Annotated in this window: 13 protein-coding genes; 4 read left to right on the plus strand and 9 right to left on the minus strand. The window is 74.6% G+C overall.

All coding sequences use genetic code 11. From position 1 onward, the window contains the following. Nucleotides 1–79 precede the first annotated feature (79 nt). Nucleotides 80–808, plus strand: coding sequence for an SDR family NAD(P)-dependent oxidoreductase (locus tag AB8Z75_RS22290; protein ID WP_369204711.1), 729 nt, complete (start codon nt 80–82; stop codon nt 806–808). A gap of 361 nt (nt 809–1,169) precedes the next feature. Here the strand turns inward: AB8Z75_RS22290 and AB8Z75_RS22295 are convergent, their stop codons facing one another. Beyond that, nucleotides 1,170–1,784: an HD family hydrolase gene (locus tag AB8Z75_RS22295; RefSeq protein ID WP_369204712.1), complete on the minus strand. Its 615-nt coding sequence runs from the start codon at nt 1,782–1,784 to the stop codon at nt 1,170–1,172. 392 nt (nt 1,785–2,176) lie between these two features. Here AB8Z75_RS22295 and AB8Z75_RS22300 point away from each other — a divergent pair, with 392 nt between their 5' ends. From AB8Z75_RS22300 to AB8Z75_RS22310, 3 genes are all read left to right on the plus strand, one after another. Continuing rightward, on the plus strand, nt 2,177–3,415 hold the full coding sequence (locus tag AB8Z75_RS22300) for a Cmx/CmrA family chloramphenicol efflux MFS transporter (RefSeq protein WP_369204714.1): 1,239 nt from the start codon (nt 2,177–2,179) through the stop codon (nt 3,413–3,415). Between the two features lie 10 nt (nt 3,416–3,425). Then, on the plus strand, nt 3,426–3,893 hold the full coding sequence (locus AB8Z75_RS22305; RefSeq protein ID WP_369204716.1) for a hypothetical protein: 468 nt from the start codon (nt 3,426–3,428) through the stop codon (nt 3,891–3,893). A gap of 340 nt (nt 3,894–4,233) precedes the next feature. After that, a complete protein-coding gene (locus AB8Z75_RS22310; RefSeq protein ID WP_369204718.1) occupies nt 4,234–4,686 on the plus strand; it encodes an RDD family protein in 453 nt (150 codons plus the stop codon). A gap of 24 nt (nt 4,687–4,710) precedes the next feature. On the opposite strand, the gene AB8Z75_RS22315 is transcribed toward AB8Z75_RS22310, so the two are convergent. The 8 genes from AB8Z75_RS22315 to AB8Z75_RS22350 all read right to left on the minus strand — a co-directional run bounded on the left by AB8Z75_RS22315 (nt 4,711) and on the right by AB8Z75_RS22350 (nt 13,693). Further along, on the minus strand, nt 4,711–6,162 hold the full coding sequence (locus AB8Z75_RS22315; RefSeq protein ID WP_369204720.1) for an aldehyde dehydrogenase (NADP(+)): 1,452 nt from the start codon (nt 6,160–6,162) through the stop codon (nt 4,711–4,713). After that, nucleotides 6,155–7,651, minus strand: coding sequence for an amino acid permease (locus AB8Z75_RS22320; protein WP_369204722.1), 1,497 nt, complete (start codon nt 7,649–7,651; stop codon nt 6,155–6,157). The genes AB8Z75_RS22315 and AB8Z75_RS22320 overlap by 8 nt, the downstream gene beginning before the upstream one ends. Nucleotides 7,652–7,738: 87 nt before the next feature. Beyond that, a complete protein-coding gene (locus tag AB8Z75_RS22325; RefSeq protein WP_369204724.1) occupies nt 7,739–8,740 on the minus strand; it encodes a proline racemase family protein in 1,002 nt (333 codons plus the stop codon). Continuing rightward, complete coding sequence (locus tag AB8Z75_RS22330) at nt 8,740–9,681, minus strand: dihydrodipicolinate synthase family protein (protein WP_369204726.1); 942 nt, start codon at nt 9,679–9,681, stop codon at nt 8,740–8,742. Before AB8Z75_RS22330 ends, AB8Z75_RS22325 begins: the two co-directional genes overlap by 1 nt. Further along, nucleotides 9,678–11,375 (minus strand): FAD-dependent oxidoreductase, encoded by a 1,698-nt coding sequence (locus AB8Z75_RS22335; protein WP_369204728.1) that lies wholly within the window; start codon nt 11,373–11,375, stop codon nt 9,678–9,680. Before AB8Z75_RS22335 ends, AB8Z75_RS22330 begins: the two co-directional genes overlap by 4 nt. 5 nt (nt 11,376–11,380) lie before the next feature. Next, nucleotides 11,381–11,776 carry a (2Fe-2S)-binding protein gene (locus AB8Z75_RS22340; protein WP_369204730.1) on the minus strand — a complete coding sequence of 132 codons (396 nt, stop codon included), beginning with the start codon at nt 11,774–11,776 and terminating at the stop codon, nt 11,381–11,383. Continuing rightward, nucleotides 11,773–12,978 (minus strand): NAD(P)/FAD-dependent oxidoreductase, encoded by a 1,206-nt coding sequence (locus AB8Z75_RS22345; protein ID WP_369204732.1) that lies wholly within the window; start codon nt 12,976–12,978, stop codon nt 11,773–11,775. Before AB8Z75_RS22345 ends, AB8Z75_RS22340 begins: the two co-directional genes overlap by 4 nt. Before the next feature lie 82 nt (nt 12,979–13,060). Next, nucleotides 13,061–13,693 (minus strand): helix-turn-helix domain-containing protein, encoded by a 633-nt coding sequence (locus AB8Z75_RS22350; RefSeq protein ID WP_369204734.1) that lies wholly within the window; start codon nt 13,691–13,693, stop codon nt 13,061–13,063. Between the last annotated feature and the right edge of the window lie 305 nt (nt 13,694–13,998).

Raw genomic sequence — 13,998 nt, forward strand, 5'->3', positions numbered from 1 at the left:
TCTCGCTTGCCACGGGTCCTCCTCGCAGTGTTACGTTTAGAGCTAAATTTAGGGCTGAACGGCTGACGGAGGACACTGTATGGCACGGGACATCCTGGTCACCGGGGGCGCGACGGGTATCGGATATGCCGTCGCCCGGCACTTCGCCGGGAGCGGGGAGAAGGTCGTCGTCACGGGGCGGCGGCAGGCGCCGTTGGAGGCCGCGGCCGAGGAGATCGGGGCGCGCGCCGTGGTCTGTGACCACACCGACCCGCACGCGGTCACCCGGCTGCTGGGCGAGCTTCCGGGCCGGCTCGACGTGCTCGTCAACAACGCGGGCGGCAACACCGACTTCGACGCGGAGGAGGACGAGGCGCTCGGCGAGCTGGAGGCGTTCGCGCGCGACTTCCGCGCCAATCTGGACGCGAACCTGCTCAGCGCGGCGCTGACCACCAGGGCCGTCGAGGACCGGCTGGCCGCTGGCGGCGCGGTCGTCAGCATCGGCTCCATCGCGGCGGACAAGGGTTCGGGCGCCTATGGGGCCGCCAAGGCCGGGCTGGCCTCGTGGAATCTGGGCCTGGCCCGGCAGGTGGGGGCGCGCGACATCACCGCGAACATCGTCTCGCCCGGTTACGTCGCGGACACCGAGTTCTTCCGCGACAAGCTCACCCCCGAGCGCAGGGACGCCCTCGTGGGCGCCACCGCGCTGGGCCGCCCCGGCGTGCCCGGTGACATCGCGGGTGCTGTCGCCTTCCTGGCCTCTCCCGCGGCCCGCGACATCACGGCGCAGGTTCTCAACGTCAACGGCGGGGAGAGCGGCACCCGCTGAACCCGCGGTGCCGGGCCCCGCCCGAGGGCGGGGCCGCCGGTGGCGGCGCTCCGTTCACATGGCGCACAGGCCCCGATCGGCGAAAGCCGAGCCCCCGGCACGGGGCGGGCCTCTCGGCGCGCGGCGAAGGTCGGGCGTCCCGGCGCGGGGCGGGCCTCTCGGCGCGCGGCGAAGGCCGAGCCCCCGGCGCGGGGCAGGCCTCTCGGCGCGCGCCGAAGGTCGAGCCTCCCGGCGCGAGGCGGGCCTCCCGGCGCGGGGCGGGCCTCCCAGCGCGCGCCGGAAGCCGAGCCTTCCGGCGCGGCGAAGAGGAAGAGGCGAGGGGAGAGAAACGGTGAGGCGGCGCGGCGTCAGGCCTCCGGTCTCACGGGGCCAGCAGGCCCCGTGAGACGGCTGCTTCCTTGACCTCCTCGTACAGCGCCGTCAACGTCGGGCTGACGCTCACTCTGGGCAGCTGGAGCCGGTCGAGGGCGGCGGTGTCCGCGTCCACGTCCGCCCAGCCCTGCCCGGTCAGCAGGCGCATCAGCGCCGGGTTGAGCCGGTCCACACCCCGCACCAGCCGGGCCTCGGGCGTGTCACCCTCCTCGTACTCCCGCCACAGCGCCAGCAGTTCCGGACCGAGCGGTGCCGGGAGCGCGCCGAGGCGGTCCCGGGCGATCGCCTCCTCCGTGCGGGCCTTGCGGGCGAGCGCTTCCTCGCCCCCGCGCGAGGTCTGCCAGGCCGACGGGTCGCCGGCGTCGATCTCGACCACGTCGTGGAGCAGGCACATTTTGAGCATGCGGCCCAGGTCCAGTGCCGACCCGCTCTCCCGCTCGAACTCGGTGTGCAGCACCCAGCACACCATCGCCAGGTGCCAGGAGTGTTCGGCCACGGACTCGCGGCGCTCGGGCGTGGCGTTGTTGTGCCGCTCCACTGCGCGCAGGCGCGCGGTGTAGGAGAGGAAGTCGAAGAGTTCGCGGGGGTTCGTCTCGTTGCCCATGGCACGGCGACCCTAGCGGACCCCGCCGTAGGGGAAATGCTTCGACGCCGGGCCCCTGGGGTCGCTAGGGTGCGGTGCGTGTCCGCTCCTGAGGCTTCCAGACTGTAGCCACCGGCCGCCCGGTGGCTGTTTCGCGCTGACCGTTTTCCGCGCGCGCTGAGCGTTCCGCTCGCGCCGGGCGGGGTGCTGTCCTGACGCTGCCACCGGTCTGCCGACGTCCGGACTTCCCGCGGCAGAGCTGCCGCCGTGCGCCCGGCCGGGCCGGCCCCTCCTGTCGACGACGCCCCCGTCCTCGCGGGGAAGCGCCTGTCCTCCGGTGTGCACGCGCACGCGCCTGCCGCTGTCCTGCTGCGTCACGCAGATCAGATACCTCAGGGATTGCGGAGATTCGCATGCCATTCGTGTTGTACGTCCTCGCGCTGGCGGTGTTCGCCCAGGGGACGTCGGAGTTCATGCTGGCGGGGCTCGTTCCCGGGCTGGCCGCAGATCTGGACGTGTCCGTCTCCTCGGCCGGGCTGCTGACCTCGGCGTTCGCAGTGGGAATGGTCGCCGGTGCCCCGCTGATGGCGGTATGGAGCCGCCGTTGGAACGTCCGACGGGCCCTGCTCGGTTTTCTGGGCGTCTTCGTGCTGGTGCACGTGGTCGGGGCGGTGACCGGCAGCTTCGCGGTGCTGGTCGGCACGCGGGTCGTCGGCGCCCTCGCCAACGCCGGTTTCCTCGCCGTCGCGTTGACGGCCGCCGCCGCCATGGTGGCCCCCGACGCCAAGGGCCGCGCCACCGCCGTGCTGCTGAGCGGGGTCACCCTCGCGTGCGTGGCCGGGGTGCCCGCGGGTGCGGCGCTCGGTCAGGTGTGGGGCTGGCGCGCCGCCTTCCTCGCCGTCGCGCTGGTGTCCGTGCCGGCGCTGTGCGCCCTCGTGCGTTGCCTGCCGCGTGGCGCCTTGGGGGGCGTGGACGCGGCGGTCGGTGTGCGGGGCGAGCTGGGGGCGCTGCGCCGGCCCCGGCTGCTGACGACGCTGTTGCTGGGGGCTCTCGTCAACGGTGCCACCTTCTGCACCTTCACCTACCTCGCGCCGCTGATCACCGAGGTCACCGGGTTCGGCACCGCCTGGGTGCCGGTGCTGCTGGCCCTCTTCGGTCTCGGCTCGTTCCTCGGTGTGACCGCCGCGGGCAGGATGGCCGACGCCCGCCCTGTGCGCCTGCTGACCGTGGGGGGAACCGTGCTGTGCGCGGGATGGGTGCTGTTCGCGCTGGTGGCAAAGAGCCCGGTCGCCGCTGTGGTCCTCGTCCTCGTGCAGGGCGCTCTCTCGTTCGGTGTGGGGACGACGCTGATCGCGCAGGCCCTGTACGCGGCGGCCGAGGCGCCCACCCTGGCGGGCGGCTTCGCCACGGCGGCGTTCAACGTCGGGGCCGCGCTCGGCCCGTGGGCCGGCGGTGCCGCGCTCGGTGCGGGCCTCGGCTACCGGGCCCCGCTGTGGGTCAGCGCGCTCATGGTGGCGCTCGCCCTGGTGGCGGGTGCGGGGGCGGGGGCCAGGACCGCCGCCGCACGCTCCCGCGCCCGCCGCCGGCAGGCGGTGGCACAGGGCGGCGCCAAGGCGGGTGGGGATGTCGCGCGCGCACGGCGGGCTGAGTAGGTTGTGCCGTATGAAAGCGCGGCGGAACGAGACGGAAGAGAACCTGGCCTCATGGGCCGAGGAGTGCCAGGCGAACGCCGCCCGCCTCGCGGACATGCTGGGGGTCTCCGCCACGGCCTACCGTGCCGACCCGCTGGCCGCCCTGCCCGCGTGGGAGAACTACGTCTCCCGGCTGCCGCTCGCCGACTTGGAGGAGTCGGACCGGGTGACGCTCCACACCGACCTGGTCTCGTTCGTGGCGGACTTCATGGTGCGGGGCAAGGGCGCGCACTGGGAAGCCACGCCCGACGCGTCCGCCCCGGGCGGCTACCGGTACGTCCTGACCGCCATGGGCCTCGACGGCCGGGTCCGCCACTGCGACCCGTTCGCCGTCGTCGACCAGGTGAGCCAGGAACCGCCGCTCGATCCCACCCGAGTGCTCGCCACGGCGGAACTCGCCCTGGGCCTGTCCCGCCCGGAACGGGACACCACCCACTGACCTCCCGGACCGAGACGCAAGGGCCGGGACCGGAGGACCAAGCCAGGACCACGGCCGGGGCCGGGCCCAAGACCAGAACCGGGGCCGGGGCCAGGGCCAGGGCCAGGGCCGGGACCAAGCCCAGGACCGGAGCCGGACCCGGCGCCGATTAGTATGACCGGAGTCTCGGCGCGGCGCCCGCACGGCGAACCGACGCGAGACGCGGAGCAGTTTCCGCACACAGCCACAGCTTGGGGGGCAAGTGCCGCCGCACCATGTTCCGTCGACCGGCAGCACAGCGCCGCAAGGTCCGCCGACGGGAGCGCCACCAGCACCCGGACAGCAGCGGGCGGCGGCCATCGTGCTCGCGAGCCGACTGCGCCACTGGACGGCGCGCATCGTGGACTTCCTCCTCTGGGGCGCTCTCACCGGCCTGCTCGGCGGCGTCGTCACCGGGCTGACCGAGGAGGGGAACGCGCGGGCGGTCGCCTCGCTCTGCTGCGCCGGGCTGCTGTGGGTGCTGCTGTACCCGAGCGCCCTGGCCCGGTTCGGTTCCACGCCGGGCAAGTGGCTGCTGGGCGTGCGCATCGTGCGGATGCGCACGGGCCGGAACGTGGGCTTCTTCCAGGCGCTGTGGCGGGAGTTCTTCTACCTTTTCCTGACGGTCATACCGCTGGTGGGGCTGGTGAACGTCGCCGCCTGCCTGTGGGACCGGCCCTACCACCGCTGTTGGCACGACGACGCCGCCGGGACGCTCGCCGTGGACCGGAAGGCGTACGCCGAGCGCCGGGCCGCGGCGGCGTCTGCCGGCTGACGGAGACCCGTGCGCTGCGGGCGCTCAGCCGGACACCCGCTGCGGCACGCCCCACGGGTTGTCGTCCCGCAGCGGCGGCGGCAGCAGCTGAGGCGGGCAGGACTGGTAGGCGACGGGGCGCAGGAAGCGTTCGAGGGCGGCCGTGCCCACCGAGGTGGTGGTCGGCGCGGTGGTCGCAGGGAAGGGGCCTCCGTGCTGCATCGCGTGGGTCACGGACACGCCGGTGGGCCACTGGTTCCACAGCAGCCGCCCGGCACGGGCCGCCAACGCGCCGGCCAGGGCGCCGAGACCGGCCGCCTCGGACGGCTCCGCGTGCAGGCTCGCCGTCAGCTGCCCCGGCAGCGCCGCGACCGCCTCACCGAGGGCGGCGACGTCGTCGTAGGTGACCACCAGCCCCAGCGGGCCGAAGCACTCCTCGGTGGCCGCCGTGCCCGCCGCGGTGAACGCGGCGAGCTCCATGGCCAGCAGACGCGGGCCCGGCGCGCCCGCCTCCTCGGGCCCGTCCGGCCGGACCACCGTGCGCACCCCCGGCAGCTTGGCGAGCCGCCGGGCGCCCGCCGCGTAGCCGTCGGCGATCCAGCCGCCCAGCATCGGTGCACCGGGCACGCCGCGCAGCCGTGTGGCGATCCCGTCGACGAGGGCTTCGGCGGCACGGGGCACGAACAGCAGGCCCGGGTTGGTGCAGAACTGGCCCGCGCCCTGGGTGACGGAGCCGACGTACCCTTCGGCGATCTCCTCGCTGCGTGCCCGGGCGGCGCCGGGCGTGACCACGACGGGGTTGACGCTCCCCAGTTCGCCGTAGAAGGGGATCGGTGTCCCGCGCTCGGCGGCGATCCGCGCCAGGGCCAGGCCGCCGCGCTGCGATCCGGTGAACGCGGCGGCAGCCAGCGCCGGGTGCCGTAGCGCCTCGACTCCTGCCTGTTCGCCCTCGATCAGCGCGAACATCCCCTGCGGCGCCTCCGCTTCGGCGAGCGCCCGGCGGACGACGGCGGCCGTACGGCGCGACAACTCCGGGTGGCCCGGGTGCGCCTTGACGACGACGGGGCAGCCCGCGGCCCACGCCGAGGCGGTGTCGCCGCCCGCCACGCTGAAGGCGAAGGGAAAGTTGCTCGCCGCGAACACCAGGACGGGGCCGAGTGCCGTGCGGTAGCGGCGCAGGTCGGGTCGGGGGCCTGGGGGCCACTCGGGGGCGGGGCGGTCCAGGCGTGCGTCGAAGAGGGCGCCGGTGCGTACCTCGTCGGCGAACAGGCGCAACTGGAAGGCCGTGCGGGACAGTTCGCCGTTCAGCCGGGCGGGCCCGAGCGACGTCTCCGCGTCGGCGGTCGCGACCAGTGCCGCGCGCTCGGTCTCCAGCGCGTCCGCGACGGCCGTCAGCGCGCCGGCCCTGTGGGAGGGTGAGGCGCCGGCGCAGGCGGGCGCTGCGGCTGCGGCGGCGCGCACTGTTTCGTGGACGTGCGTGGTCTCGGTGTCACTCATGGGGCGGGGTTTCCTCCTCGTTGCCGGGCGGCGCGGGGTGGGTGCGGGGGTTCTCGACGGAGTTGCGGAAGCCGAAGAGGCCGTAGACGACCATGCCGAGGGCCATCCAGCCGGCGAAGCGCAGCCAGGTGACCGGGTCGAGGTTGGCTATCAGCCAGCAGGAGAAGGCGATACCGATCACCGGCACGAGCGGCACCAGGGGGGTGCGGAACGCACGCGGCAGGTCGGGCCGCGTGCGGCGCAGCACGACGATGGCCACGGCCACGACGGTGAAGGCCACCAGGATGCCGATGTTGGTCAGGTCCGCGGCCTCCCGGATGGGCAGGAAGCCCGCGATCACCGCGGAGCCGATGCCGACGGGCCAGATCACCCGGGTCGGCACGTGGCGGCGCGGGTGGTTGCGGGCGAAGGAGCGGGGCAGCAGCCCGTCGCGGCTCATCGAGAACCACACCCGGGTGACGGCGAGCATGTTGGCGAACGCGGAGGTGGTCACGCCGATCACGGCGCCGACCGCCACGACGAGTCCGAGCACGCCGAGACCCACGGAGTCCAGCGCGCTGGAGAAGGGGCTGGAAGTGTCGATGTGCCGGTAGTCCTGCATGCCGAGCAGCACCACGCACACCAGCAGGTAGACGACGGCGGCGATGGCGAGCGAGATCATGATGGCCTTCGGCAGCAGCCGTTTGGCCTCGGAGCTCTCCTCGGCGGCGGCGCTCATCGCGTCGTACCCGTAGACGGCGAAGAAGGCGGTGGCCGCGCCGGTGAACGCGCCGCCGATGCCGAACGGCATGAAGGGGGAGAAGTTGCCCGCCGATATGTGGAAGGCGCCCGCGGCCACCACCAGCGCGACGATGCCCAGCTTCACCGCGACCAGCACCGTCTCGAACCGCGCGGCCTCCTTGGTGCCGCGCGAGAGGACGAACGCCAGGAGGAGGCACAGCAGCGCGGCGAACACGTCCACCCTGTGCCCGGAGCCGGTGCCGGGGGCGCCCAGCATCCAGTTCGGCAGGTCGATGCCGATCCGCTCCAGGATGTAGGAGAAATACCCGGAGACGGCGATGGCCACCACCGCGACGATCGCGGTGTACTCCAGCAGCAGGTCCCAGCCGATCGCCCAGCCGACCACTTCGCCCAGGGCCGCGTAGGAGTAGGTGTAGGCCGAGCCGGCCTTCGGGATCATGCCGGCGAATTCGGCGTAGCACAGCGCGGCGGCGCCGCTGGCGACGATCGCGATCAGGAACGAGATCATCACCGCGGGCCCCGCGTCCTGGTTGGCCACGACACCGGCCAGCGAGAACACGCCCGCGCCGACCAGTCCGCCGAGGCTGAGCGCGACCAGCTGCCACAGGCCCATGGACCGTTTGAGGCCGCCCCGCGTCTCCTCCTCGGAGGAGTCGACGGGCTTGAGACGGAAGATCCCGGCGCGGGAGAACAACCCCGCGGGGGAGGGGGACGGGCGAGGGCGTCTTGCGGGGGTCGTACGGGACATGAGGGGTCCCTCCTCTCCGGCCTACGGTGCGCGGCGACCCGGCCTACGGTGCGCGGCGACCCGGCCTACGGCGCGCGGCCATCCGGCCTACAGCACGAAGCCATGCGGGAACGGATCGCGCGGGTCCAGCAGGTAGTTCGCCGTGCCGGTGATCCACGCCCGGCCGGAGAACTCGGGCACCACCCCGGGCAGCCCGCCGACCTCGACGGTGCGGAGCAGCTGCCCCACGAAGCGGGTGCCGATGAACGACTCGTTCACGAACTCGGTGTGCAGCGGCAGCTCGCCGCGCGCGTGCAGCTGCGCCATCCGCGCCGAGGTGCCCGTGCCGCAGGGGGAGCGGTCGAACCAGCCCGGGTGGATCGCCATCGCGTTGCGCGAGTGCCGCCCGGTCGAGCCCGGCGCGAGGAACTGCACGTGCTTGCAGCCGCCGATGGCGGGGTCCACCGGGTGTGCGGGGCGGTTCTGCTCGTTGACGGCGTGCATGAGGGACAGGCCCGCGGAGAGGATCTCGTCCTTGCGTGAGCGGTCGAACGGGAGGCCGAGCTGGTCGAGTTCGACGATGGCGTAGAAGTTGCCGCCGTACGCCATGTCGTAGCGGATCTCGCCGAGACCGGGGACGGTGACGGAGGCGTCCAGCTCCAGCGCGAACGCGTCCACGTTCCGCAGGGTGACCTTCTCGGCCACCCCGTCCCGCACGGTGACCCGCGCCTCGACCAGCCCCGCCGGGGTGTCGAGCCGCACCCGCGTCTCCGGCTCGGTCACCTCGACCATGCCCGTCTCCACCAGCACGGTCGCCACCCCGATGGTGCCGTGCCCGCACATCGGCAGGAAGCCGCTGACCTCCACGTAGACCACACCCCAGTCGGCGTCGGGGCGGGTCGGCGGCTGGAGCAGGGCCCCGCTCATCGCGGGGTGCCCGCGCGGCTCGTCCACCAGGAACCGGCGCAGCTCGTCCAGGTGGTGGACGGCGTGGGTGCGGCGCTCGGCCATCGTCGCGCCCGGCAGGGGCGGCACGCCGCCGGTGACGACCCGGGTGGGCATGCCCTCGGTGTGCGAGTCGACGGCGCTGAGCGTACGGACCGAGCGCATCAGGCTGCCCCTCGCGCGTCGAGGGCGGCGATCGCGCGTGCCATGTCGGCCTCCACCTGCTCGCGCATCGCCTCCGTCAGCGGGCCGCGCGGCGGGCGGCAGGGGCCGCCGAACCGGCCGACCTGCTCCATGCCCAGCTTGATCGCCTGGACGAACTCGGTGCGCGAGTCCCACCGGAACGCGGCCACCAGCGGCTCGTACAGCTCCCGCGCCTGTTCGAGCTCGCCGGCCCTGGCCAGCTCGAACAGCCGGGCCGACTCGGCGGGGAAGACGTTGGGGAACCCGGCGAACCAGCCGCTCGCGCCCATCAGCAGGCTCTCCAGCACCACGTCGTCGGCCCCGCTGATCACCTCCAGACCGGTCCCTGCGGTCCGCTCCCTGATCTCCAGCACCCGGCGCACGTCGCCGGAGAACTCCTTGACGGCCACCACGTTGTCGATCTGCGCGGCTTCCGCGATGAGCTCGGGGGTGAGGTCGACCTTGGTGTCGAGGGGGTTGTTGTAGATCATCACCGGCAGCCCGACGGAGGCCACTGCCGTGAAATGTGCCAGTATTTCGCCCTTGTTGGCGCGGTACAGCGTCGGGGGCAGGCACAGCACCCCGTCCGCGCCGTCCTCCGCGGCGACCTCGGCCCAGTGCCGGGCCTGGTGCGACCCGACCCCGTGCACGCCGACCACCACCGTGCCGGCCCCGTCCACCGCCTCGACGGCGGTGCGCGCCACGGTGCGGCGCTCCTCGTCCGTCAGCGACGAGTACTCGCCCAGCGAACCGTTGGGACCCACACCGTGGCAGCCGCGCTCCACCAGCCAGCGGCAGTGCTCGGCGTACCGGTCGTAGTCGACGGCGAGGCCCGCGGGGGCCGCCGCATCCTCGCGGTAGGGCAGCGCGGTGGCCACCACGACACCGCCGAGACCGCGCGACGACTGCTTGTTCTCGCTCATGAACTGCTCTCCTGTTCGGGACGGTGATCCGGTTCGGGGCGGTGCTCCTGTTCGGGACGGTGATCCTGTTCGGGGCGGTGCTCCGGTTCGGGGCGGTGGTCCGGGTCGGTCAGCGGGGTGGGCGGGGCGGCCAGTTCGCCGAGCCGGATGGGCTGGGCGAGCGGTCTGCGGTGCGGTCCGGCCGGGGCCAGGCCCTCGGCCGGCCTCTCGGTGGCCTCCCCGGCGATCCTGCGGCGCAGTTCGGCGACCGTCGGCCCGCAGATCCGGCCCTGGCATGGGCCGAGTCCCGCGCGGGTGTTCAGCTTGGCGACCCGCGGCGCGGCACCGGCCTCGGCGGCGAAAGCGGCACACAGCGAGCCGTAGTCGGTCTCCTCGCAGCGGCACACCACGGTCTGAGGCCGCAGCCAGCCCGGCCACGCGGCGCCGATCGGGTGGGCGCGGGCGAGCCGTTCGGCGAACGCCCGCCCCTCGTCGCGGCTGCGCCGCAGCGCCCGCAGCGCCCGCAGCGCCCGCCGGGGCCCCGCGTTCCGTGGCGCGCCCGCCGCGGCGGCCCACCCGGCGACGGCGCCCTCGGCCCGCGCGGCCGGTGCCCCGGCGATGCCGGTGATCTCACCTGCGGCGAACACCCCGGGCACGCTGGTGCGCTGCTCGTCGTCGACGCGTACGAATGCTCCGGGCGCTCCGGGCGCTCCGGGCGCTCCGAACGCACCACCGGCACCGGACGGGCCGGTCCCTCGGGCGCCGGGCGCGTCGCCGTCGCCCGCCGCACCTGGGCGGGGTGCGGCGGGCTCGACCAGCGCGCATCCCGCGGCGAGCGGCAACTCCAGTTGGGGGCTGAAGCCGTGGCTGACACACACGGCGTCCACGGCGACCGTGCGCCGCGTACCGTCGAGAACCGACCAGTCGGCGCGCAGCCGAGCCGTGACGACCTCCTCCACCCGGCCGTCCCCGCGAGCCTCGACCACGGTGCGGCCCGTCCGGTACGGCACCCGGTGGCGGGCCAGCGCCGCGGCGTGCTCGGCCAGCTCCGCCGCCTTGCCCGCCTGCGCGGCCAGCTCCCACGGGCGGCGCCCCCAGCCACGCGCCGTCGTCGCAGCGGTGTTGGCCTCCAGCACCTCCAGCACGCGGGAGCCGACGTCCAGCAGGGAGGCCGCCACCGGGAGGAGGAAGGGGCCCGAGCCCGCGACGACCACCCGGTCGCCGACCGCCACCCGCTCCCCCTTGGCCAGCGCCTGCGCGGCGCCCGCCGTGCAGACTCCCGGCAACTGCCAGCCGGGGAACGGCAGCACGCGGTCGTGAGCGCCCACGGCCAGCACGAGGGCGTCCACGTCGAGCGTGTGCCGGGTGCGTCCCGCGCCGTCCGCCGGGGCTGGGGACAGCAGGTGCACCCGGGGCGGCCCCTCGTGTCCCGCCCGGGGCCGCTCCAGCGCCCACACCGAGGTCCGCGGCAGCCAGGTGCACCGGGGGTGTGCCAGCACCCGGCGGCGCCGCAGGGCGAACGCCCGCCACCCGTGCTGGAGATGTCCCGGCCGCTTCGCCTCGTACGCCTCGGGCACCGTGCGGTGGTACTGGCCGCCGGGCTCCTCGGCGGCATCGATCAACGTCACCCGCGCCCCCGCGGCCAGTGCCGCGTGTGCCGCGGAGAGCCCGGCGGGTCCCGCGCCGACGACCGCGACGCGACGTGGTGCCGACATGGTCGTCACCGTCCCTCCCAGGCTCCGGGCCCGTCCGTGCGGGTGCCCGCGGAGGTCTGCGCGGGTCGGCTCCCGGTTCCCGTTCCGGCCGCGGAACCGTGCCCGGCGCGGGACTGGGTGGTGACCTCGTCGCCGTCGGCGGCCCGTCGGCGGCAGGCCCTCACGTCGGGCTCGCCGTTGACCGTGACCAGGCAGTCGAAGCAGACCCCGATGCCGCAGAACACGCCGCGCGGGGCGCCGGAGGGGCCGTTGCGCCAGGAGGACCGGCCGGAGGCGAGCATGAGGCCCGCCAGCGTCTGGCCGGCGATGCCGTCGGCCGGCACGCCGTCGACGGTGATCCGCAGCGGCCGGTCGGTGCGGCCCGTCGCGTCGCGCTCGGTGGGTACGAGTCGAGGGCTCATGTCCGCTCCTCTTGCTGGTACTGGCGGGGTCGGAGTACGGCCGGGCGGTCCACCCGGAACGCGGCGGCGTCCAGCGGAGGCGTCCGGCCGAGCACGAGATGGAGCAGGAGCCGCCCGGTGCCCACCGACAGCCCGATCCCGGCGCCTTCGTGGCCGCTCGCGTGCCACAGGCCGGGCAGCCGGGGATCGGCTCCGATGACGGGGAGGTGGTCGGCCACGTACGGCCGGAAGCCGCCGTAGGCGCGCATCACCGGCACCCGGGCGAGCGAGGGGAAGAGCCGCAGCGCCTTGGCGGCGACGGCCGAGAGCACCTCGGGCCGCAGCCGGTCGTCGAAGCCGACGCGGCGGCGCGAGGAGCCGATCAGCACGCTGCCCGCGCGGGTCGACTCGACCACGGCGGAGGTCTGCAACTCCTCCTCACTGCTGCCGACGGCACCCACGTAGTCGGCGTCGTAGACCTTGTGGAAGACGGTGGGCGGCAGCGGCGTCGTCACCAGGACGTCGCCGCGCCGGGGTGCGACGCCGACGGGGGCGCCGAGGCGGGCGGCGAGCGCGCCGGACCAGGGGCCCGCCGCGTTGACGAACAGGTCGGCCTCCAGGAGCCCGCGCGTGGTGCGCACACCGGTGAGCCTGCCGCCGCGGACGACCCCCGAGCGCACCTCCTCGCCGCCGCGCAGCGTCGCGCCCGCGGCGAGGGCGTCCGTCAGCAGCGCCGTCGCCGCGCCCGCCGGCTGCACCTGGGCGTCCTCGGCGTAGTGCACGGCGGCGGTGTGCTCGCGGGTGACGTACGGTTCGGCCTCCCGGAGCGCGTCGGGCTCCAGCGCCTCCGCCCGCACACCGGCCGAGCGCTGGGTGTCGGCGAAGCGGGCGAGTCCGTGTGCTCCGGCGCTGGTCGTCGCGACCACGATGCCGCCCTTGGGGTCCCACTCGGCGGCCTGTGCGGCCCGGCGCCCCTCGGCCGACCGGTCGGCTACCTGGGCCAGCACCTCGGGCCACAGGGCGCGGGAGAGCTGCGCGAGCGTGAGTTCGGGGCCGGGGCCCTTGTCGGAGACGAGCACGTTGCCCTCGCCGTGCGAGGTGGTCGCCGCCGCGGGTCCGCCCCGGTCGACGACGGTCACCGCCGCTCCGGCCAAGGCGAGTTCGCGAGCGCAGGCCGCGCCGATGATGCCGGCACCGAGCACCACGGCCCGCGTTCCGTTCATCGAACCTCCTCGTTCGGTAAAGCGAACGAGAGGGACGGTATTCCCCGCGTCACAGGGGTGTCAACGGTTGCGAGAGGTGCCCTCACTCAGAGGGGTGCGGTGCGCTCTCGCCGGAGTGGGTGTGCGCGGCGTCCGGAGGCAACCGCTGGTCCGCGCGGTACTGGAGGAGCAGGACCGAGCGCACGGTGCCGTCCAGCGCCGTGTAACTGTGCGGCAGCGTGGCATCGAAGCCCACGTAGTCGCCGGGCCCCAACTCCACCTCGTGGCCCTCCACGCTCACCCCGAGCCGCCCGGCCTGCACGATGGTGTGCTCCACCCCCACATGGCCCAGCGAGTCCCGGCGCTCACCCGCCCTGACCTGCTGGTCGTACACCTCGAAGACGCCCTCGCCCGACTCGATCCGCTGGAGCGGGCGCAGGTCCACGCCCTCGCCGCTGAGCACCTCCACCTCCTGGGCCCGCACCACCCGCAACCCGGCCGGCGGCCGAGCGTCCAGCAGGTCGGAGATGGGCACCTCCAGCACGCGGGAGAGGCTGAAGACCGTCTCGATGGTCGGATTCCCGGTGCCGGACTCCAGCTGCGACAGCGTCGCCTTGCCGATCTTCGAGCGCCGCGACAGCTCCGAGATCGACAGCCCCCGCTGGGCCCGCGCCCGCTTCAGGTTGCGGGCCAGCATGCCCCGGATCGACCTCTCCGCCGCTTCAGGACCGCTCACGGCCCCTCCCTTCCCTGTGGTCTCCCACGCGCCTGTCGTTCGCTATACAGAACACTGTGTGGGCGTGGAGCCATTATCCCGAACGGAAAGAAGCCGGATACGGCACGGGTTCGCGGCGCCCCGAGGCCGCGCCCGGGACGCCCGCAGCGCCGCGGGGGACCTGCCGAGAGGTGTGGGGGCCTGCCGAGAGATGCGGGGGGGGGGGGGGGGGGGGGGGGGGGGGGGGGGGGGGGGGGGGGGGGGGGGGGGGGGGGGGGGGGGGGGGGGGGGCTCCCTTCCCTGTGGTCTCCCACGCGCCTGTCGTT

It is taken from the genome of Streptomyces sp. PU-14G (assembly GCF_041028275.1).
Taxonomy (GTDB): domain Bacteria; phylum Actinomycetota; class Actinomycetes; order Streptomycetales; family Streptomycetaceae; genus Streptomyces.